At 73.5% G+C, this 22665-nt stretch carries 13 protein-coding genes; 7 read left to right on the top strand and 6 right to left on the bottom strand.

Translation table 11 applies throughout. From position 1 onward, the window contains the following. The first annotated feature begins 1 nt into the window (after window position 1). From ACO229_RS16370 to ACO229_RS16360, 3 genes are all read left to right on the top strand, one after another. Entirely contained in the window at window positions 2-994 is a 993-nt protein-coding gene (locus tag ACO229_RS16370; RefSeq protein WP_423462143.1) for an ABC transporter permease, read from the top strand. Between the two features lie 40 nt (window positions 995-1034). Continuing rightward, window positions 1035-2525: an aldehyde dehydrogenase family protein gene (locus tag ACO229_RS16365; RefSeq protein ID WP_423462142.1), complete on the top strand. Its 1491-nt coding sequence runs from the start codon at window positions 1035-1037 to the stop codon at window positions 2523-2525. Window positions 2526-2767: 242 nt separating this feature from the next. Next, complete coding sequence (locus ACO229_RS16360) at window positions 2768-8440, top strand: LamG-like jellyroll fold domain-containing protein (protein ID WP_423462141.1); 5673 nt, start codon at window positions 2768-2770, stop codon at window positions 8438-8440. 102 nt (window positions 8441-8542) lie between these two features. On the opposite strand, the gene ACO229_RS16355 is transcribed toward ACO229_RS16360, so the two are convergent. Beyond that, a complete protein-coding gene (locus tag ACO229_RS16355) occupies window positions 8543-8767 on the bottom strand; it encodes a 4-oxalocrotonate tautomerase family protein (RefSeq protein ID WP_397429627.1) in 225 nt (74 codons plus the stop codon). A gap of 209 nt (window positions 8768-8976) precedes the next feature. Between ACO229_RS16355 and ACO229_RS16350 the strand changes: the two genes are divergently transcribed. Together ACO229_RS16350 and ACO229_RS16345 are read left to right on the top strand one after the other, a co-directional pair. Continuing rightward, window positions 8977-9789, top strand: coding sequence for a DUF1775 domain-containing protein (locus ACO229_RS16350; RefSeq protein WP_423462140.1), 813 nt, complete (start codon window positions 8977-8979; stop codon window positions 9787-9789). Then, complete coding sequence (locus ACO229_RS16345; RefSeq protein ID WP_423462139.1) at window positions 9786-11495, top strand: copper resistance protein CopC; 1710 nt, start codon at window positions 9786-9788, stop codon at window positions 11493-11495. The genes ACO229_RS16350 and ACO229_RS16345 overlap by 4 nt, the downstream gene beginning before the upstream one ends. A gap of 176 nt (window positions 11496-11671) precedes the next feature. On the opposite strand, the gene ACO229_RS16340 is transcribed toward ACO229_RS16345, so the two are convergent. The 5 genes from ACO229_RS16340 to ACO229_RS16320 all read right to left on the bottom strand — a co-directional run bounded on the left by ACO229_RS16340 (window position 11672) and on the right by ACO229_RS16320 (window position 19576). Next, on the bottom strand, window positions 11672-13015 hold the full coding sequence (locus ACO229_RS16340) for a nucleobase:cation symporter-2 family protein (protein WP_423462138.1): 1344 nt from the start codon (window positions 13013-13015) through the stop codon (window positions 11672-11674). 117 nt (window positions 13016-13132) lie between these two features. Then, entirely contained in the window at window positions 13133-13954 is an 822-nt protein-coding gene (locus ACO229_RS16335; RefSeq protein ID WP_423462137.1) for a phosphotransferase, read from the bottom strand. A 261-nt stretch (window positions 13955-14215) separates the two neighbouring features. Next, window positions 14216-16585, bottom strand: coding sequence for a hypothetical protein (locus tag ACO229_RS16330; RefSeq protein WP_423462136.1), 2370 nt, complete (start codon window positions 16583-16585; stop codon window positions 14216-14218). Window positions 16586-16728: 143 nt separating this feature from the next. Then, window positions 16729-17709, bottom strand: a complete 981-nt coding sequence (locus tag ACO229_RS16325) for an ArsR/SmtB family transcription factor (protein WP_423462135.1) — start codon at window positions 17707-17709, stop codon at window positions 16729-16731. 172 nt (window positions 17710-17881) lie between these two features. Further along, window positions 17882-19576, bottom strand: a complete 1695-nt coding sequence (locus tag ACO229_RS16320) for a DUF1349 domain-containing protein (protein WP_423462134.1) — start codon at window positions 19574-19576, stop codon at window positions 17882-17884. Between the two features lie 282 nt (window positions 19577-19858). Here ACO229_RS16320 and ACO229_RS16315 point away from each other — a divergent pair, with 282 nt between their 5' ends. Next, on the top strand, window positions 19859-20935 hold the full coding sequence (locus ACO229_RS16315) for a LacI family DNA-binding transcriptional regulator (RefSeq protein WP_397418004.1): 1077 nt from the start codon (window positions 19859-19861) through the stop codon (window positions 20933-20935). Between the two features lie 56 nt (window positions 20936-20991). Next, window positions 20992-22614: an FAD-dependent oxidoreductase gene (locus ACO229_RS16310; protein ID WP_423462133.1), complete on the top strand. Its 1623-nt coding sequence runs from the start codon at window positions 20992-20994 to the stop codon at window positions 22612-22614. Window positions 22615-22665 lie beyond the last annotated feature (51 nt).

Here is a 22665-nt window from a genome sequence, read left to right as displayed (position 1 = left end):
CATGTCCACGCCCGTCCTCACCCCGCAGGCCCCCGACGCCGCCGTCGCGGCGCGCCCCACCACGGGCCAGCGGCTCACGTCGTTCATGCCGGTCATCGCGCTCGTCGTGCTGCTCGTGGCACTCACGATCGCCGACCCGGGGTTCTTCTCCCTGAGCAGCCTCACGGCCGCGGTCCGCACGTCGGCGCCGCTCGTCGTGCTCGCGGCCGGCGCGACCGTGGTGGTCCTGTGCGGCGGCATCGACCTGTCGATCGCCGCCCTCTGCTCGCTGGCGACGGTGCTCTTCGCGCTGTGGCTGCCCGGCCTCGGCGGGCTCACCACCGTCGCGGTCGTCGCGGTCACCGGCGCGATCGGGGCGTTGCAGGGCACCGCCCACGTGCTGCTGCGCATCCCCTCGTTCATCGTCACGCTCGGCGGCATGAGCATCTTCACGGCGGTCGCCCTGGTGATCTCGGACGCCGGACCCGTCCGGGTGACCGACCGCGACGCCACCCACTGGCTCACCCTCTACGTGGCCGGCGTGGTGCCGATGGCCTTCGTCGTCGCGCTGCTCGTGGTCGTGGCCGTGTCCCTGGTGCTGCGGTTCACGCCGCTCGACAGCTGGGTCCGGGCCACCGGCTACTCCGAGGCGGCGGCCCGGCTGGGCGGCGCGCCGGTCGACCTGGTCAAGGTCGGGGCGTTCACGCTCTCCGGGGCGTGCGCCGGCCTGGCCGCCGTCATGCTCGTCTCCCGGAACTTCAGCGGCAGCCCGACCATGGCGGACAACCTCCTGCTGCCCGCGGTGGCCGCCATCGTGGTGGGCGGTACCGCCATCACCGGCGGGCACGGCTCGCTGTGGCGCAGCCTCGCGGGGGCGCTGGTCGTGACCCTGCTGCGCGTCGGGCTGCCCATCGTCGGCGTCCCGTCCGCCTACGAGCAGATCCTGTACGGCGCGATCATCGTCGCCGCCGTCGCCCTCACCCTCGACCGGTCGAAGGTGCTGGTCATCAAGTAGCCCGTTCTCCCCGAGAACCCCGATCCCACGGAAGGCCCCCATGTCCGAGAATCCCCAGCTCCTGCCCGCCGTCTCCGCATTCCTCTCCTCGCCCAGGCAGCTCCTGATCGACGGCGAGTGGGTGGACGCCAAGGACGGCCAGACCTTCGCCACCGTGAATCCCGCGACCGAGGAGACGCTCGTCCAGGTGGCGCAGGCCTCCGCCGTCGACGCCGACCGCGCGGTCACCGCCGCCCGCAACGCCTTCGAGCACGGTTCGCCGTGGTCGCGGATGTCGCCGCGCGACCGGTCGCACCTCCTGTGGCGCATCGGCGACATGATCGAGGAGCGCACCGAGGAGTTCGCGCAGCTCGAGTCGCTCGACAACGGAAAGAGCCTCGCGTCCGCCCGCGGTGACGTCGGCGTGGCCGCCGAGCTGTTCCGCTACTTCGCGGGCTGGGCCACCAAGATGGAGGGCACGACCATCCCGATGTCGGTGCCCGGCCGCGACTTCCACGCCTACACCCGGCGTGAGGCCATCGGCGTGGTCGCCGGCATCGTGCCGTGGAACTTCCCGCTCACGATGGCGGCCTTCAAGGTGATCCCGTCGATCACCGCGGGCAACACCGTCGTGCTCAAGCCGGCCGAGCAGACGCCGCTCACCGCGCTCCGGCTCGGCGAGCTGCTGCTGGAGGCCGGCGTCCCGGCCGGCGTGGTCAACGTGCTGCCCGGGTTCGGGGACGCGGGCGCCGCGCTGGTCGACCACCCCGGCGTCGACAAGGTCGCCTTCACCGGCAGCACCGAGGTGGGCAAGAAGATCGCCGCCGGCGCCTCGAAGAACCTCAAGAAGGTGTCGCTGGAGCTCGGCGGCAAGGCGCCCAACATCATCTTCGCCGACGCCGACCTGGACGCCGCCATCGCCGGGGCAGCGCTCGCGGGCTACTTCAACGAGGGCCAGTGCTGCGTCAACGGCTCGCGCCTGTACGTGCAGCGTGACGTGTACGACCAGGTCATCGAGGGTGTGGCCGCGGCGGCCCGGGCCATCCGGGTGGGCGACGCGTTCGACCCGGCCACGACGATGGGCCCCCTGGTCTCGCAGGAGCAGCACGAGAAGGTCATGGGCTACGTCCGCGGCGCCGTGGCCGACGGCGCCACGCTCGCGGCGGGCAGCGCCGGACCGGCCGCCGACCGCGGCTACTTCTTCTCGCCCACCCTGATCACCGACGTGACCGAGGACATGGCCGTCCAGACCGACGAGATCTTCGGACCCGTGGTCACGGCCATCCCGTTCGACAGCGAGGACGAGGTGGTCGCCGCGGCCAACAACACCGTCTACGGCCTGGCCGCGGGCGTCTGGTCGCGCGACCTGAGCACGGCCCACCGGGTCGGCAGCAGGCTGCGGGCCGGCACGGTCTGGCTCAACACCTGGCACGCGGACGACGTCACCCTCCCGCGGGGCGGCTTCAAGCAGTCCGGCTGGGGGCGGGAGCTCGGCTCGTTCGGCCTGGACGACTACACGGAGCTGAAGACGGTCATCGCCGAGCTCCGCTGACCCCGTACCCACCACCGAGAGAGCACCCGAAGAAGACAGGCAGTACCCAGCGACACGTCTGGGCGGCCGGCCCCGGGCGGGGGCCGGCCGTCCGGGCTGCTCATGTCCATGAAACATGTCCATGAAGACTGTGCGAAAAGGGATCAACGATGAACCTGCTACGCAGACCTGACCGGCGACACCGTGGTCGCCGACCCCGCCGGACGCCCGTACGTCTGGCGGCCGCACTGACCGCCCTCCTGGTGGCTGTCCCCCTCGGGGCCGGCGCCGCCCAGGCCGCGCCGTCGGGCACCGCGCCCGCGCAGGCCGCGTCCGGCTCCGTCGACGACGGCGTGCTGCGCGTCCTGCTCTTCTACAAGTCGAACTTCCACGCCTCGCACGTCCAGGCCCGCCAGGCGATCCGCGATCTCGTGACCGACCTGGGCGTCGAGTACGACCAGCCGGTCGAGATCCAGGAGACCGACGACCCCGCGGCGTTCACCACGGCGAACCTCGCGACCAAGGACACGATCGCGTTCGCCCAGACCGGCGGCGTGCTGTTCAACGTGGAACAGCGCGCCGCGCTGGAGGCCTACATCCGCGGTGGCGGCGGCTACCTCGGCCTGCACTACGCCGGCTGGTCGGTGGGCCAGAGCGAGCACGACGTCAACCCGTTCTACGCCCGCCTCGTGGGCGCGGCGTCCGAGGGCCACCCGGAGAACCCCGCGGTGCGCCCGGGCCGCGTGGTGGTCAAGGACACCTCGCACCCGCTGACCCAGGGCCTGCCGGCCGAGTTCACCCGCAGCGACGAGTGGTACGACTGGCTGGTCAACCCGGCGCCCCACGTGCGCACGCTGCTGAACGCGGACGAGTCGTCGTACGGCGGGGGCAACAACGGCACCAACCACCCGATCACGTGGTGCCAGGAGATCGACTCCGGCCGGTCGTGGTACTCGGGGATGGGGCACGAGGGCACGGCGTACGCCGAGGCCCCGATCCGCACCCAGATCAAGAACGGCCTGGCCTACACCGCGGGCCTGCTCCCGGCCGACTGCTCGCCGCCGTCCACAGCGGAGAACGGTGCCTGGAGCGGCGTCACGCCCTGGCCGCTGGTGCCGATCAACGCGGCGCTGACGTCCGACGGCAAGGTCCAGTCGTTCGGCAGCGTGTCCTCGGGCTGCACGGACACCACGCCCTACGACTTCTACGGCAACTCGTGCGTGGTGCAGGGCGGCCAGATGGAGATCGACGTCTGGGACCCGGCCGAGGAGCGCACGGCCGCCAACGTGAGCTCGGGCCTCGTCGCGAACTCGACGTACACCGACCTGTTCTGCTCGATGCAGGTCCAGATGCCGCACCGGCGGGCCACCCTGACGGTCGGCGGTGACGACGGCCTGGGCGGCAACGCGCCCAACGACGCCGCGATCGGCGTCACCAGCTACACGACCAACCAGGGCCTGCGCACCGAGGCCCCGATGAACTACCCGCGCTGGTACCCCACGGGCACCACCCTGCCCGACGGCTCCGTCGTGGTGCAGGGCGGCAGCCTCAAGGGCGGCCCGGGCGGCCCCGGCGTGCTCACGCCGGAGATCTACACGCCGGACGAGGGCAGCTCCTGGAAGCTCCTGGAGGGTGCCACGAGCGCGGCGGCGTACGGCGACGGCGGGAACGGCAACGGACCCGACGAGAACCGCTGGTGGTACCCGCGCGCGTTCGTCGCGCCGGGCAACGGCAACGTCTTCAACATCACCGGCACGCAGATGTACGAGCTCGACCCCTCGGGCGACGGTGAGGTGATCCTGCGCGGCACCCTGCCCGCGGACGTCGCCGCCCAGGGCGCGCTCGGCAACCCGGTCGGCGCCACGTCGACGGCCACCATGTACCGCCCCGGCAAGATCCTGCAGGTGGGCGGCGGCTGGTGGGCCAACGGCGGCGGCCCCGACGGCGCCCGCGCGGGCTTCACCGTCGACATCACGGGCGGCACCGACGCACCCGTGGTCGAGGCGACGCAGCCGATGCGCTACCAGCGGCACTGGGCCACCTCGACCGTGCTGCCCGACGGCAACGTCATCGTCACCGGCGGTTCGCGCGACAACAACGGCAACGGCGGCTACGTCACCACCGCCGAGATCTGGAACCCCGACACCGGCGAGTGGACGGTCGTGGACGTGCCCTACGAGCACGCCCGGCTCTACCACTCCACGGCCCTGCTCCTGCCCGACGGCCGCCTGATGGTGGGCGGCGGCGGCACCCCGGGCCCGCGCAACTACACCGACGTCGAGTTCTACTCCCCGGCGTACCTCTTCGACGGCGACGAGCCGGCGGTCCGGCCCCAGGTCACGGGCGTGCCCAAGAAGCTCGGCTACGACGGCACGTTCGACGTGCAGGCCGACGGCGCGGTCTCCCGCGTCACCCTGGTCCGCAACGGCTCCGTGACGCACGGGTTCAACAACGACCAGAACTTCCAGGACCTGGCGTTCGCGCAGGACGGCGGCACGCTGACGATCGAGACCCCGGTCGACGGCACCTACGCCCCGCCCGGCGCGTACATGCTGTTCGTCTTCGACGAGGACGGCACGCCGTCGGTGGCCGACATCGTGCAGATCGACCCCACGGTCGAGATGGACGCCCGGTCCCCGCACCTGGTGGACCAGCTCGAGTACCCGCGCATCCCCGCGGAGTGGCGCTCGGCCAACCCGCCCGCCGTGGTGGACGTCGAGCCCGGCAACGGCCGCATGTCCCCGTGGGAGGTGGACGGCGAGGTGCAGCTCGTCCGCGCGGCGGCGGCCGGCCAGGGCGGTCTCGGCCTGACGGGATACCACCTCGCGGTGGGCAGCTCGGGCGACCTGACGCGTACGGTCAAGGGCCTCGACCCGGGCCGCGAGTACCGCCTCTCGCTGCGGTACGCGCGCGACAGCCGGTCCACGGGCACCGCGCCCGGCACGGCGGACCTCACGGTCGGTGACCTGTCGGCCACGCTGACGGCAGGGAGCGACCTGTCGTCGCAGACCCGGTTCGGCACCTACGTCGGGACCTTCGTCGCGGGGGCACGGTCGCAGGACCTGACCATCAGCGCCGGGGACTCCGGTGCGGGCGTCATGATCGACGACCTGGTGATCGTGGGCTCCGACCCCGGCGCCTCCGACGTCCCCGTGCACTACGAGTTCGAGGAGGGCACAGGGACCCGGGCCGCCAACAGCGGGACCGACCTGGCCGTGGGAGCGGCCACGCTCACCGGCGGGACCGGGTGGAGCGAGAACGGCGTCTTCGGCGACGCCCTCGACCTCACGGGCGGCAGCAACGCCAACGCCGTGGACCTGCCCGACAACCTGCTCCAGGGCGAGGAGAGCTTCACCACCGCGTTCTGGGTGCGGCCGGACACCAAGGCCAGCTGGACCGGTCTGTTCCACATCGGGGACGGGCTCGCGGACGCGGGCAGCTTCTTCCAGATCCAGATGCAGACCAACGCCGCCGGGGCCACCGGGCTCGCGGCGACGTTCAAGGCCAAGGGCGCGGCCCTGCAGGAACGGGTCTACGCCACACCGACCCGGGACGTCGTGGCGGGGGAGTGGAACCACGTCGCGTTCACCCGCCAGGGTGCGACCGGCACGCTCTACCTGAACGGCGAGCCGATCGCGTCGCGGTCGGACCTGACGATCGACATGACCGACGTGGGCCCGACGGCGAACAACTGGCTGGGCCGCAACGGGTTCCCGGACCCGGCCTACGACGGTCTGATGGACGACGTCCGGGTCTACACCTCGGCGCTCGGGGACGCCGACGTCGCGGCCCTGTACGCCGACGGCACGGCGCTGGCCACGACCACCACGGTCACGGTCGAGCCGGGCTCCCCGTCGCCGTTCGGCGAGCCGGTCGACGTCTCGGGCGCTGTCGCGGCCGAGAGCGGCGGGGCCCCTGCGGGCGTCGCCGAGCTCTGGGTCGACGGGGCCCGCGTGGGCGGGCAGGTCGACGTCGCCGACGGCGCGGTGCGGTTCACGGACGTGGCGCTCTCGCCGGGCGACCACGAGGTGCAGGTCCGCTTCCTCGCCGACGACGGGTGGCGCGACTCCGCCCAGACCGTGGAGCACACGGTCGAGCGGCCGCCGCCCGGCGAGGGCACGCCGATCCACTACACCTTCGACGAGGGACAGGGGTCGACGGCGGCCAACACCGGCCTGGACAGCTCGGTCGGGGCGGCCACCCTGACCGGGACGACGGGCTGGAGCACGGCCGGACGGTTCGGCGGGGCGGTCAACTTGCCCGGCGGCGGCTCCGGCACCGGCAACCAGGTCGAGCTGCCCGACGACGTAGAGGCCGGCATGGAGGACCAGTTCAGCGTCTCGATCTGGGCCCGGCCCGACGCCCTGCCCACCTGGGTGCCGCTGCTGCAGATCGGCAGCAGCACCGACACGTTCTTCCTGCTCCAGTCCAACACCCAGGTCAGCGGGGCCACCGGCTTCGCGGCCACGTTCAAGGCGCCCGGCACCCCGGGCAGCGCCCAGGAACGTCTGGTGCTGGGCCAGGGCAACGACCTGCCGCTGAACGAGTGGACGCACGTCGTGTTCACCCAGAGCGGCTCGGTCGGGAAGATCTACTTCGACGGCGAGCTCCAGGCCACGCGCGACGACTTCACCGTCACCATCGGTGACGTCGGGGTGGACGGCCGGACGACGACCAACCTCGTGGGCGGCACGAGCTGGCCGGACGCCCGCTGGGACGGCCTGGTCGACGACTTCCGGATGTTCGGGTACGAGCTGACCGCCGAGCAGGTGGCCGACCTGCACGCCGGGACGGCGTCGAACACGGCGCCCGTGGGTGCCGCCGACGCCTACGGCACCGTCGAGGACGAACCGCTGGAGGTGGCGGCGCCGGGGCTCCTGGCCAACGACACCGATGTGGACGGCGACGACCTGACGGCCACCGGGCTCACCCAGCCGGCGCACGGCGACGTCGTGCTCCGGGCGGACGGGTCCTTCACGTACACGCCCGACAGCGGGTACTCCGGCACGGACACGTTCACCTACAAGGCGTCCGACGGCACGGCGACGTCCGCGGCGACCACGGTGACCGTCACGGTGGAGGAGGGCGAGCAGCCGCCCGTCAACACCGCACCGGCGGCCGCGAACGACGCCTACGCGGCGGTGGGCGGCCAGCCCCTGACGCTCCCGGCGCCGGGCGTCCTGGCCAACGACACCGACGAGGACGGCAACGTGCTCACCGCCACCGCCGTGACGCAGCCGGCCAACGGCCGGGTCACCCTGGAGGCGGACGGCTCGTTCACCTACGTCTCCGACGACGGGTTCTCCGGCAAGGACGTCTTCACCTACCGGGCCGACGACGGGGAGGACCTCTCCGCCGTCGCCACGGTGACCGTCACGGTGAGGTCGCCCGCGGTGACGGCGGTGGCCGGCGTGGCCCTGCCCGTCACCTACGGCACGGCGGGCACCGTCTCGGTGGCGGTGTCCCCGGACACCGCCACGGGCACGGTCGAGCTGAGCGACGGCACCACGCCGCTGGCGAGCGGCACGGTCGCGGACGGACGGGCGACCCTCGTCCTGGCGGCCAGGTCGCTCCAGCCGGGGGTGTACGACCTGACCCTCCGGTACGGGGGCGACGCCGACCACCAGGCGTCGTCGTCCAGGGTGCGGGTCGTGGTGGAGAAGGTGGTACCCACCATGGAGATCGCGGCGACGCGGGCCGCCGGGAACAAGGCCGCCGTCACCGTGTCCCTCACCGCGGCCCACGAGGTGCCGGTGACGGGGCAGGTGCGGGTCGCCGTCAAGGACGGTCCCACGCTGCTGGGCACGGTCCAGGACGGCCGCGTGCGGTTCGAGGTGCCCCGGCCGAAGAAGGGTGACCTGACGCTGACGGTGTCCTACCTCGGCAGCGACCTGGCCCTGCCGGCCGAGACCAGGGTGACGGTCCGGGTGCAGTAGCGCGGGGGTGAGACAGGTGTGGGCCCGGAGGACGAATCCTCCGGGCCCACACCTGCACCGCTGTCGCGGTGCTGTCCGGTCTGCTGTCCGGTGCCTGCGGGCTCAGTCGTCGGCCAGAGCGGCGACCACGCCGGCCCGGCTCTCGTCCTCGCTGGCCAGCACGCCGCCGTTGGCGACGATGTCCGGGGTGATCTCCTGGAAGACCATGCGGACGTCCTGGCGGCGGGCGCCCAGGATCTCGACGGCGCTGTCGGCCACGGCCTGGGCGAACTGGCGACGCTGCTCGATCGTGCGGCCGCGCAGCAGCTCGACGGTGATGTTGGGCATGTCGTCCCTCCGGTGGCGGCCGCCCCGCACCGACGGTGGTTCACGGGTGCGACCTGGATTCAGTGATGTGAACCACGGTACGCGGCGAGAAGGGGTGAGTCCATGGTTTCCGGCGATCAGTTCACACTCTTGACAACAGTTCCGCGGGCTGATGTGGTGTGCGAGCCGCCCGCAGAGTCGCGGGCCACCTCCAGAGCCGGGGAGCCAGCATGAACCGCACGACCGTCGTCCGCCGCGTGGCCCTGTCCGGGCTCGCCGCCGCCGGCCTCGTGGCCCTCGGGGCGACGTCGGCCGCGGCCCACGTGACCGTCACGCCGTCCACCACGGCTGCCGGTGCCACGGCCGTCCTCGCGGTCGAGATCCCGCACGGGTGCGAGGGGTCGGCCACGACCGCGCTCTCCCTGCGGATGCCCGACGAGGTCACGGAGGTGACCGCCACCGACACCGACCGCTGGACGGTCGACCAGGATGCCGACGGCCTGACCTACACGGCGGCGGCGCCGCTCCCCGACGGCGCCCACGACGAGGTGGAGTTCTCGGTGCGCCTCCCGGACGACGCCGGTGCCACCCTCGTCTTCCCGGTGGTCCAGCGGTGCGAGCAGGGGGAGGCGGCGTGGACCGAGGTCGCCGGGCACGGGGAGGACCACGACGCGCTCGACCGGCCCGCACCGGTCGTGGTCGTGACCGCCGGTGAGGGAGGGGCAGCGAGCCCCGGAGTCGATCCGGACGGTGACCCCGAGGAGGCCGGGCCGGCCGCGACGACAGCGCCGGGCACGACCGAGGACCAGAGCGGGACCGCGACCGAGGCCCCGACCGCGAGCGAAGCCCCGACCGCGACCGAGGCCCCGACCGGGGTCGAGGCGATGAGCCCCGTCGCCGGCCCCGAGGAGGCGAGCACGGCCGTGGCCGGCGGCGATCCGGGCGGTCCTGACCCCCTGGTCACCTTCGGCGGGGGCGCCGTCCTGCTCGCCGGTGTCGTGGCGGGCGCGGTGGCCCTGCTGCGCCACCGCCGACGCCCATGACACGCCCCGGCACCCGCCCCGGTGCGGGCACCCGCACCCGCATCCGCCCCGGCGCGGGCACCCGCACCCGCACCGGCGGCTGGCTGCTCCTGCTCGCTCTCGTCTGCGCGCTCGTGCTGGGCCCGGCCGGCAGCGCCGCGGCCCACGCGACCCTCCTGAGCACCGACCCCGCGGAGGGCGCCGTGCTCGACACCGCACCCGAGCGGGTCACGTTCACGTTCGACGAGTCCGTGATCGGCGTGCCCGCGGGGATCCGGGTGTTCGACGCCACCGGGGCGGAGCTCGACTCCACCGCCACGGTCCGCGGGTCGCGGCTCCTCGTCGACCTCGACGCGGAGGTCCCGGACGGCACCCTCGTCGTCCTGTGGCGGCTCGTCTCGGCGGACGGGCACCCCATCGGCGGTTCGCTCAGCTTCTCCGTCGGCGCCCCGAGCGACGTGGTGGACGTCCCGGCCACCGGGGCGGACGCCGGCACCGAGGCGCCCGTCGTGCTGAGCCTCGTCCGGGGTGCGGGCTACGTGGGCCTCCTCGTGGCCGTCGGCGTGGCGGCCTTCTCCGTCCTGTTCCTGCCCCGGGACCGCATCGCCGACTCCGCGCGCGCCCGGCTCCGGGCGGTCGCCCGGGCGGCCGCCGCCCTGGCCGCCGCCGGGTGGTGGGCGGCGGTGCCGCTGGTGGCGCTCTACCAGCTCGGCCTGCCCGCCTCCGCGCTCACCGAGGGCTCGACCTGGTCGGCGCTCGCGACGGCGGAGTACGCCGTCCCCGCCGGGGTGGTCGCCGGGCTCGCGCTGGCGACCGGGTCGCTCCCCGGCGCGGCCCCCGGTCGCATGCGGACCGTCCTGGTGACGGCCGGCTGCCTCGTGGCGGTCGCCGCCCCCGCGTTCACCGGCCACACCCGCGCCGCGACGCCCGAGGCGTTCGTGGTCGCCGTGGACGTGCTGCACCTGGCCGCCGGAGCCCTCTGGCTCGGCGGTCTGGTCGCGATCGCCCTGGTGCTCGGCGACCTCGCGCGGAGCGACGCCGGCGCCGTCGTGCTCGGTCGCTTCTCGACCTGGGCCGCCGTCCTGCTCGCGGTGCTCGTGGTCGCCGGGACGATCCTGGCCTGGCGGGTCGCCGGGAGCTGGGGCGCCCTGACCGGGTCGGGCTACGGCACCCTGCTCCTGGTCAAGGTGCAGGTCGCGGTGGTGGCGATCGGCATCGCCACGTGGAACCGGTTCGCGCTGCTCCCGCGCTTCCGGACGACGCCCCGCCGCCGCGGCCGCGGGCCCACGCCCGTGCCGCTGATCCGCACGGCGCTGGCGGAGGCGGCCGTCCTGGTGGCGGTCCTGGGCGTCACCGGGTTCCTGGTGGACCGGAGCCCCGAGAACCCGGCCACCGTGTCGAGCGAGGCGCGGGGCGTCACGGAGTCCGTGCGGCTGGGCGGCATCACGGCGCGGATCACCCTGGACCCGCCGGAGGTGGGCCCCGCCACCCTCACCATCACGATGACGGACGCGGCCGGCGACCCCGCGGAGGGCTACGAGGCCCCGCGGCTCAGCCTGACGTCCGGCGACGTGGAGCTGGGGGAGGTCGCGGTCAGCTCGCTCGGACCCGGCGTCTACGCCGGCGACGTCGTGCTGCCGACGTCGGGCGACTGGGACGCACAGGTGTCGCTGCGCACCACGGAGTTCGACAACCCGGTGGAGACGGTGACGTTCCGGGTGCCGTGAGACCCGGACCTGCCGTGCGCTCGCTGCGGGGTGCGGAAGGTGCGCTTCTACCCAGCGATCTGGACCAGATCTCGTGGGGGTTCTGGTCCAGATCGCTGGGTAGAAGCGCACTTCATGGCGGAGGTCGGAGGGTGCGGCGGTGGGCCGTCCGCCGCGCTCGCCCGTCCGGGCCGTCGTCAGCCGCCGCTGACCGCGGGGCTCGTCTCGTGTCTCCGCGCCGCCCGGACCTGGTCGCCGTTGAGCAGCAGGTTGAGCAGGATGGCGCTGATGGCCCCGGCGCTGATGCCGGAGTCGAAGATCAGGCGGAACCACTCCGGCAGGTTCGCGTAGATCTCGGGCCGGACCGTCGGCAGCAGCGCGACGCCGAGCGACAGGGCCACGACGAGGATGTTCCTGCTGGTGAACGTGACCTTCGCGAGCGACCGGATGCCCGACGCCGCGACCATCCCGAACAGCGCGATCCCGGCGCCGCCGAGCACGGCGCTCGGCACCCCGCCCACGACGGCGCCCACCTTGGGCACCAGACCGAGCACGACGAGGATGCCGCCCGCCGCCGTCGCGACGAACCGTGAGCTCACGCCGGTCAGGCTGACCAGTCCCACATTCTGCGCGAACGCGGTGTACGGGAAGGTGTTGAACAGGCCGCCCAGCGCGGTCGAGAGCCCGTCGGCCCGCAGACCGTCGGCGAGCCGCCGCGGCGTGACCGGGCGACCGGTGATCTCCCCGACGGCGATCATGTCGCCCGTGGTCTCGGTCATGATCACGAGGCCCACGACGAGCATCGACAGCACCGCGGCGACGGGGAACGTCGGGATGCCGAAGTGCAGCGGGGTGATCAGGGCGAACCAGCCGGCCTCACCCACGCCCGAGAAGTCGGCCTTGCCCATCGGCAGGGCCACGAGCGTGCCCGCGACCAGGCCCAGGAGCACCGAGACGCGCGCGACCGCGGGCGGCGCGAACCGCTCGACGAGGACGATGAACAGCAGCGTGCCCGCGGCCAGCGCGAGGTCCGACGGCGCGGCGCTCGGGCCGTTGTTCGTGATCCACCCGGCCGCGACGTCCATCAGCGAGACGCCGATGACCAGGATCACCGTGCCGGTGACGATCGGCGGGAAGAACCGCAGCAGCACCGAGAAGAACGGCGCCACCAGCAGCATGAACAGCCCGCAGGCGATGGTCGCGCCGAAGACGGCGGTGATGTCGTACGTGGTGCCGATCGAGATCATCGGACCGACGGCGGCGAACGTGACGCCCTGCATGATGGGCAGCCGGACGCCGAACCGCCAGAACCCGACCGACTGGATGATCGAGGCGATGCCCGCGACGAACAGGTCCGCGCTGATGAGGAACGCCAGGTCGGCCGCCGAGTAGCCCAGCGCCCCGCCGACGATCAGCGGGACGGCGACCGCGCCCGCGTACATCGCCAGGACGTGCTGCAGGCCGAGCGGGAACAGCCGCGTGAACCGCGGGACCTCGTCCACCGGGTGGACCGCGGGGGTGCTGCGTGGTGCGTCGGACATCGCCGTTCCCTCCGTCCCTGCGCCGGACCCGCCGGCGCGACTGCCGGTCAGGGTAGGGAGCGCGGGTTTCCCCGGCGATGAAGGCGTGTTTCTGTGCGATGACGTGGACCGGGACCGTCAGGCCACGAGCCCCTCGCGGAGCACGGCCTCGGCCTGCCGGCGCAGCGGGACCGCGACGTCGGGGTGCCGGCCGAGACGGACCAGGCTCAGGTACTTGTCCGCCGCGGCGAGGCGGGCCACCGCCCCGGAGTACGTGGGCGGTACGGGCAGCTCCGCCCGGACCCGGGCCGCGACGTCGGGCCGGAGGACGGCGGAGCAGGCGAGGACGGCGGCGTCGTACCCGGCCGGTGCCCAGCCCCAGGTCTCCCAGTCCAGGATCGTCAGGCCGGGGGCGGTGAGGTTGCCGAAGTGCAGGTCTCCGTGGGCCACCTCCCAGTCGAGGCGGCCCGGGTCGATCTCGACGCCGAACGACGCCAGCAGCGAGGACCGGAGCACGTCGGGACGCAGCACGGCGCGCCGGGTCCCGGTCGCGCGCCGGAGCGGGGCCAGTCCGGCCCGGAGCGCGTCCCACCAAGCGCCGGGCAGGTCGGCGTCGCGCCGGAGCACGAGCCCGCTGCCCACGGCGCGCCGGTCGACGTACGTGACGAGATCGGCGCGCACCACGTAGCCGCCGTCCGCCCACTGGGTGGTGGCCAGGTGCCGGGGCATCGGGATCTCGTCGAAGGGGGAGCCCGTCGCGGAGGCGATACCGTCCCAGAACTCCTCGGTGGTCCACTCGGGGCGCTGCGCGGTCACCCGCAGCCACGCCGGGCCCGAGGTCCGCACGGCGAGGGTGCGGTCGAAGTCCCCGCGCACGAGGTCGCCCTCGGGGCGCACCCCGAACCGTTCGGCGGCGTGGGCGAGGTGCTCGGCGAGCCGGTCCCGGCGTCCTGCGCACATGTGCTCCCCGTTCTGCCGCGGAAGGTCTCGATCCTGGCCGGGCCGGATGGCGCGGGCAAGTCGTGCCGGGTGGAGCACGCCGGTCCGGGCCGCGGGCCGCAGGCCGTGCTCGCCGGATCCCGGGCCTGGTGCGGGGAAGGTGCGTCTCCCGCAGCTCGGTTGCTCTGCGTAGACGATGTCTACGCAGAGCAACCGAGCTGACCGGCGGGGTCCGGGTCGGCGTCGGCCGCGGCGGACGATGGAGCCGGGTCGGCGTCAGCCTCAGCCGCGGCGGGCGTGGGCCGCCGGGCCGGAGCGGTCCGGGCGGAGCCGGCCGCGTGCCACGATCAGCGCCCCGCCCGCCAGGAGCAGCGCGAGCGCCACCCACACCGCCCACAGGCTGGAGAAACCGGTGGCGGCCAGCTCGCCGTCGTCGGTGCCGCCGGCCTGGTCGGCGGGCGGGTCCGTGGGCTGGTCGGCAGGCCGGTCCGGGTCGGGTGCCGGCTCGTCCGGCCGGTCGGTGCCCGGGGCGTCCGGGCCGGGTGTGCCGGCACCACCGTCGGACGGATCGGGCGTCGGCGTCGGCTCCGGAGCCTCCGGCTCGGGCAGGGTGCCGCCGCCGAGCCAGGCCGCCGGCTCCTCGTCGGGTGCGACGTCGCGGTCCGCGACCGCCTCGTGCCGGGCGCTCGTCACGGTGCGGGGCAGCGTCGGGTGCTCGCGCTCGAACCGCGCGGCGGAGACCGGGTCGCGCGGGGTGTCCCGGAACTCGATCCCGCCGGTGACGTCCATGTAGAACGGCTGGTCACCGAACTCGTACTCGTACCGGAACTGCACCGTCTGCCGGGCCTGGAGGAACTCGTCGTACACGTCCTGCGGGTCCCAGCCCTCGCGCACGGGCCACGCCGACACGTCCTTGCTCCCGATGAGCTCGTGGAACGCGCCCGGCCGGACGGCGTCCCGCTGCCGCAACCACTCTGCAGCGATCCGCGCGGTGTAGACGCGGCGCAGGTCGGCGTACTCGGGGGCACCGTTCACGTCCTGCTCGATCAGGGGCACCATGTCGTCGATCAGCCGCTGGAGGTTGCGGTCCATCACGTCCTGCGGCACCACGTCCTCGCAGGTGGGTCCGCCGCCCGGCGGCGCGGACACGTCGAACGGCTCCATCTGCACCCGCAGCGGCGCGTCCAGGATGTAGAGCTGGTCACCGTCCTCGCGCACGGAGGCCGGCAGCGGCTCGACCCACATCCGCCAGGACCCCCAGCACAGGTGGCCCTCGGGCCCGGGCTCGAGCGACTCGAAGAACTCCGCACCCGAGTCGGTCTCGGGGTCCATGTGCCCGTACAGGGTGCTCTTGAGCTCGAAGTCCGACTCCAGCAGCACGCGCCCGGCCTCGGTCCGTGCGAACTGCTCGTCGATGATCGTCTCGGGCTGGTCAGGGTTGAGGTTCACCCAGAACTGGTCGCGGTCCAGCGCGAGCCACGTGAAGAGGGCGTCCGAGGACAGGTCGAGGGTCGCCTCGCCGCCGTAGGACGGGTCCGATCCTTCGGGCATCTGGGCAGCCGAGAAGGCGTAGTCGAAGCCGTCGCTCCCCGGGTTCTCGGAGACGTACCGCAGCTCGAGCGACGTCCAGTCGATGCCGCCCAGCGGGAACGACGTACGGAAGCCGCGTGGGGTGTTGCCCAGGATCTGGTTGCTCGCGGTGCGCATGCTCAGCGCCTCGCGCGCCGTGCTGCCGGACCAGCGCGCCATGTTGTTCACCGCGCCGCCGCGGGGCGAGGGGCAGGTCTGCCGGGTGCGGCAGGGCGGGTTGAACGGGTTGTTCCCGCTCGGCGGCGTCTGGTTGGTCTGTACCCCGCTCGCCCGCTGGACCGACCACGTGGTCCGGGCACCGCGCAGCTGCTCCTGGACGGCCGCGGACGGCTGGCTGCCGAACACGTGGTGCGCCTTGTACCCGGCGCTGGTCAGTGCCCGGTTCGACTCCAGCCGTGCCTCGCTGATCGTGTTCCCCGGCGTCACGTTGATGAACTGGCGCGTGGTCCGGTTCACCGCGCTGGTCGTGCTGCCCTGCTGCAGGCTGAGGTCCCGGCACAGCCAGTCGGCGGTGTCCAGGGGGAAGACCTGGGACAGCGCGTACCGCTCGTAGGCCAGCCCCCGGGACTGGTCGCGGGCGACCGACACGTACTGGCCCGACCACTGGTCCCACGTGAGCGGGTTCGCCGGCTCGCTCGCGAGGTAGGTCTTGTAGTGCCACGCCATGTTGCGCTCGCTGCCGACGGGCTCGTCGGCCCAGCCGTCGGTGACCTGGTCGAGGTACGCGCGGGTGGGTTCCTCGAGGGTGCCGAGGATCTCGTCCACCTCGGCCTCGAACGTGTAGGGCTCCTCGTCGGTGTCGGCCGGCGCGGCGCCCTCCTCGGGGAACTCCTCGTAGATGTACTCCTCGGACTGCTCGACGAGCTGCGAGCACAGCTCGGTGTGCGAGTGGGCGGATGCGCCAGGCGCGTCCAGTACGGGCACGAGCAGGGCACCGCCCACGGCGGCGGCCAGGCAGGCGGCGGCGACACGGCGCGCGGCAGGCCGGCGACGCTCAGGCCGGCGACGCTCGGGCCGACGGCGCTCGCCGGGCACGGTGGCAGGGGTCTCGGACGGGTTCATGGGTGTCTGCTGCTCCGGGTCGGTCGGATCTCGGGCAGACGCAACGTAGGAAGTGCGTGGTCGACCGGGCAACGCATTGCGTCCTGCCGCAAAGCCTTGCCCGGCAGCCGCCGGTCGGTAGCCGGGAACCGGGACCGGGTGACTCAGTGGCCGTGGGCCAGCCCGTCGCCGAGGGTTGTGCGCGCGTGCAGCACGCAGGTGCCGCTGCGCCGGGTGGTCACGAGGCCCGCCCGCCGCAGCACCGCGGTGTGCCGGCTGACGCTCGACAGCGACGTCCCGGTCCGGGCGGCGAGCTCGGTGGTGGTCAGCTCCGTGTCCAGCAGGCGCAGCACCGTGGCGCGGGTCTCGCCCAGCAGCTCGCTCAGTGAGTCCGACCACTGCCCGTCGCCGACGCCGGTGTGCCGCCAGACCGGTTCGCGGCCGACGGGGTAGACGAGCACGGGCCGGAGGTCGGGGTCGGCCAGGGAGATCGGGTGCCGGATGCCGAAGAACGTCGGGACGAGGGACAGGCCGCGTCCATCGAGGTGGAGGTCACGGTGCACGGGGTAGTCCACCTCCAGCACCGGTGCCCGCCACCGGGTCGTGGGCCCGAGCCCGTTCAGCACGGCGTCCACGCCGTGGGCCAGCGTCTGTTGCGCGAAGCCGGTCACCCGGCGTCCGGCCAGGCGCGCCGTCTGGTCGGCGTGGGGTGCCACCACCGTCTGGTGGTAGCGCCGCATGGCGACGCCGAGCCGGTGCAGCGCGGCGGGACGACCGGCCGCGACGTCGCCGAGCCAGGCGCCGTTCCCGGGGCCGGCGTCGAGCCGCGCAACCTCGGCGCGCAGGCGCCGCTTGCCCGTGGACAGCACGGTCTCGACGGCCTCGTCCACCCCGGATGCCCGGGTCGTGGGCGTGAGCAGGTCGGGAAAGTAGCCGCGGGCCGGCGCCAGGGCGGCGAGCAGTCGTGCGTCCCGGAGCAGCCGGGCGTCCGCGAGGCGGCGTCGGGCCTGCCGGCTCCAGGAGGCGAAGTACGGGTCGGGCCGCGCGATCTGGTGCACGCTGAGCACCAGCTCCCACATCGGGTCGAGCCGGGTCCCCACCCTGGTGCGCACGAGGTCGGCGGCGGAGAAGTGAATGCGAAGCACAGATGCCCCCAGGACTGGTCCGTCTCTCAGAGTTCTGCGCGACCCCCCGCGCACCAAGAGGGAGCGCCGGCGCCCCGTCTGCGTACATCGTGCCCGTGGTGGCCGGCAGAAGGTCAGGTGACCGGCAGCCCGGGCCGCCGACCACCTGACCTTCTGCCGGCCACGCGGCGGTTCAGCAGGCCGCCAGCTCCTCCGGGGTCGGGGTGAAGCGGATCCAGTCGAACTGCGCCGTCAGCTCCGGGGTGGCCGCCGGGCCGCGGTAGGCGAACGGGCCGACGTCGGTCGCGGCGAGCTGGTCCGCCGGGGCGGCGCGGCCCAGGTTCACGAAGGTGATGCCGTCGATGCTGTACGACGCCGTCAGCCACTCGCCGTGGTGCGTGATCCGCAGCCACACGGTGTCGCCGGTCTCCGGCGGCGCCAGCGCCGAGTCCTCCGCCGTCCACGCGTTGTTCCGGTCGACGCCGTTGCTGCGCCAGACGAAGTCGAACCGCTTGCCGGCGTCGACGTGGGAGATGTCGATCCGCAGCGAGTTGGCGTCGTCGCGCCGCACGATCAGGCCGGCCTGCTGGAAGTTGACCTGCGGGTCCAGCGTGACCTGCGTGGTCACCTGCCAGGGCGCGTCCGGCACGGGCTGCAGCAGCAGCGGGGCCGACGTCGAGTTCCCGGTGTACGTCGGGATGTGCCACGCACCGTCGGCCACGACGGAGCGGTCCAGGTCGCCGCGCACCGCCGTCGACCAGAGCGAGCGGTCCAGCGCGGTGCCGTCGAGCTCGTCCGAGCCTGCGCCCGTGCACTGCGCGTACAGCGGGTCCTCGGGGTGGGTGTTGAGCGGGTCGCGGACGCCGTCCGGGTCGAGCACCGCGTGCCCGATGGTGGTGTGCGACCGCTCACCGTACTCGTAGATCAGGTGGGTGCGCCCGCGCTCGGTGACGATCTGCGGGGACGTCGCCCGCCCGGCCTCCGGCGGCGCCGGCTGCGGGATGAAAAGTGGCTCGGGGTCGCCGACGTCGGTGAGGGTGCGGTCCACCGGCCGCGCGAAGATCGTGCCGACGGTGGCCCCGTAGACGATGTAGTCCTGCCCCTTCCACCGCCACAGGTCGGCGGCCGCCACGTTGGTGCCCTCGACCGGGCCCGGCGTGACGATCGGCTCCGGCTCCACCTGCCAGTCCCTGCCGTCGCGGGAGTAGGCCAGGTTGATGTGCCGCACGTTCGTGTCGTAGTTCGTCATGAACAGCATCGCCCACCGCTGCGGCGAGGACCGGTCGGGGTTGCGGAACACCCGCGCGTACGACGTCTCGGTGGCGTGCCGGCCCGGCTGGGCGGCGTCGACCATCTCGGTGGTGACGGCCTCGTCGCCGTAGTCGAAGGTGATCCCGTCGGTCGAGGTCGCGTAGCGGGTCACCGTGTTGTCGCCGTGGAAGTAGAGGTACATCTTCCGTTCGGCGGCGTTCCACACGGCGTCGGGGGAGGACACGTGGGGCACGTCGTAGATGCCCTCCCACTGGTTCGACACCACGGGGCTGCCCTCGTACTGGGTCCACGGACCGTCGAGGGAGTCCGCGTACATGAGGTTGATGCCGCCCGGGTCGTCGTGCGGCGCGTAGTAGACGTACCACTCGCCGAGCGGGTCGGACAGGTGCGCCCCGGCGTGGAACACCGACGGGAAGATGAACTCCTGGTTCGGGTTGTGGGGGAGCGTGTCGTCGAGCGGGTCGACGATCGCGCCGGTCGAGGTGAAGACCGGCAGCTCGGACCCGGGTGCCCCGGGGGCGGGCCCGGTCGCCGCCTGGGTCACGCCGGGGACCAGCGCGGCCGCCAGGGCGAGCGTGGCGCCGGCCAGTGCCCGGCGCGCGGTGCGGACAGCCATGGTGCGTACTCCTTCGTCGCGGTGAGACGTCACGTCGTCATGACGGCGTCAGCCTTCGGGCGGACCGGGACGGCGGTCAAGGGAGGTAATGAGACCCACCAACGAGCCCGGTGATAATGCGCCACATCGGGGCCCGGGCGCTGGCCGCAGTCCGTGTCGTGGCCGGGGGAGGCGCCCGGTGGGCAGCTGCTAATAATGCGCATCATCAGATTGACCGCGCGCTCGGCCCCGGTGAGACTCCCGGTGTCAACGATGACCCGACCGGGCGTTCGAGGAGGAGCCGTGCCACGTCGTCGCATCACCCAGACCGACGTCGCCGCGATGGCCGGCGTCAGCCAGGCGACCGTCTCGTTCGTGCTGAACGGCAGCACCCCGGCGGGCGTGCGCATCAGCGAGGAGACGCGCCAGCGCGTGCTCGACGCGATCCGCATCACGGGCTACACGGCCAACCCGGCGGCGCAGCGCCTGGCGGGCGGGCTCGCCCAGATCCTCGGTGTGTTCACGTACGAGGCCACGTTCCCGCGCGCCAGCCGCGACTTCTACGGCCCGTTCCTGACGGGTATCGAGCACGCCGCCGAACGGCTGGGCGTCGACATCCTGCTGTTCACGAGCGCGCCCGTCGAGGATGGCCGCCGCAGGCTCACCCGGGAGGGCTGGCAGCGGCTCGGCGTGGCCGACGGCTGCCTGCTGCTGGGCCAGCACGAGCACCGGGGCGAGCTGCAGCACCTGCTCGATACCAACTACCCCTTCGTCTTCATCGGCAAGCGCGGCAGCGACGGCGGCCGGCTGCCCTACGTGGGTGCCGACTACGTGGGCGGCACCGTGCGGCAGATCGACCGGCTGGTGGCCCAGGGCCACCAGCGCATCGGCTACGTGGGGACCCGCGGCACCGACCAGCCCACGCTGGACCGCGTCGAGGGCTACCGCACCGCCATGAAGGCGCACGGCCTGACCACGCGGTTCGTCGAGCTCGACGACGTCGCCGCCACCGCCGCCGAGATCGCCGACCAGCGGTTCACCGCCGTCGTCGTGGCCCCGGAGAACTACCCCGAGGAGCTCGCCGACGAGCTCGAGCGGCGCGGGATGCGCGTGCCCGACGACGTGTCCGTGCTGCTGCTCGGCCAGCCCCACCACCCGCGGCGCGGCGGCCGGCAGTGGTCCGGCTTCTCCGTGCCCCGCGAGGAGATGGGCGCCCGGGCGCTGTACCTCCTCTCCCGGCTCGTGTCCGACGACGGCCCGCGGCGTGAGCGGGACGCACGGCGCCCGGCCGCCGTGACCGAGGCCGAGCTGCACCAGGTCCTCGTGTGCCCCGACGTCGAGGGCGCCACGGTGGCCCCTGCGCCCGGAGTCTCCCCGTGACCCGGCGCCCCGCGACCTACCCCCGAACCGACACCCACGACAGGACGGACCCCCGCGTGACCCCTCAAGACCTGCAGACCGACGTGCTCGTGGTGGGCGCCGGGCTCGGCGGCATCGCCGCCGCGCTGGCCGCCGCCGACCGGGGCGCGAGCGTCGTCCTCACCGAGGAGCACCCGTGGATCGGGGGCCAGCTCACGTCGCAGGCCGTGCCGCCGGACGAGCACCCCTGGGTGGAGCGGTTCGGCGTGACCGCCCGCTACCGCGCGCTGCGCGACGGCATCCGCGACGTCTACCGCCGCCGCTACCCGCTGACCGACGGCGCACGGGACCGGGCGGAGCTGAACCCGGGCGCCGGCTGGGTGTCCAAGCTGTGCCACGAGCCGCGGGTCGCCGTCGGCGTGCTGGAGGAGATGCTCGCCCCGTACCGTTCCTCGGGCCGCATCCGGCTGCTGGAGCGGGTGCGCCCCGTGGCGGCCACCACCGACGGCGACCGGGTCACCTCGGTGACGCTGCGCTCCGTCGTCGGTGACGAGGACGTGACCGTCGCCGCGGCCTACACGGTGGACGCGACCGAGACCGGCGAGCTGCTGCCGCTGACCGGCACGGAGTACGTGACCGGGTTCGAGTCGCGGCACGAGACGGGGGAGCCCAGCGCCCCGGACGTGGCCCAGCCGGACAACGTGCAGGCCCTGAGCGTGTGCTTCGTCGTCGAGCACACGGACGGTGACCACACGATCGACAAGCCCGAGCGCTACGACTTCTGGCGCACCTACGCACCGGCTGCCTGGGGCGGCGAGCAGCTCCTGTCGTGGACGGCGCCCAACCCGCGCACCCTGGCCCTGGAGAAGCGGTCGTTCACGCCCAACCCGGGCGACGACCCGCTGGCCGTGGACGCCGACCAGTCCAAGAACGCCGGCGACGGCAACCTCTGGCTGTTCCGCCGCATCGCCGCGCGCGACCTGTACGAGCCGGGGTTCTACGAGAGCGACCTGTGCCTCGTGAACTGGCCGAGCATCGACTACTTCCTGGGCCACGTGCTCGACGTGTCCCGCGAGGAGGAGGAGGCCCGGATCGCCGACGCGCGGCAGCTCAGCCTCTCGATGCTCTACTGGATGCAGACCGAGGCGCCGCGGCCCGACGGCGGCACCGGGTTCCCCGGCCTGCGGCTGCGGCCCGACGTCATGGGCAGCGCGGACGGGCTGGCCCAGGCCGTCTACCACCGCGAGTCCCGCCGGATCAAGGCGGTCACGACGATCACCGAGAACGACGTGTCGTACGCCGTGCGCGGCGACCGGGGTGCCACCCGGTACGCGGACTCCGTGGGTGTGGGCATGTACCGCATCGACCTGCACCCCTCCACGGGCGGCGACACGTACATCGACGTGCCGTCCACCCCGTTCGAGATCCCGCTGGGCGCCCTGCTGCCGCGGCGCACGACCAACCTGCTGGCGGGCAACAAGAACATCGGCACCACGCACATCACCAACGGGTGCTACCGGCTGCACCCGGTCGAGTGGAATGTCGGCGAGGCCGCCGGCCACCTGGCCGCGCACTGCCTCGCCACCGGCCGCACCCCGCACTCCGTCCAGTCCCAGCCGGACCAGCTCGCCGACTACCAGGCCGAGCTCGTCGCCGCCGGCGTCGAGCTGCGCTGGCCGGACGAGGCCCACCCCTACTGACGCGGACGGCGTCCGCACGCACCGGCACACGCCGGCGACGCCCCGTCGCCG

Origin of the sequence: Promicromonospora sp. MS192, from assembly GCF_049532985.1 — a bacterium.
Taxonomy (GTDB): Bacteria; Actinomycetota; Actinomycetes; order Actinomycetales; family Cellulomonadaceae; genus Promicromonospora.
The sequence above is the reverse complement of the archived record's forward strand: the minus strand, read 5'-3'. Positions and strand labels throughout refer to the sequence as shown.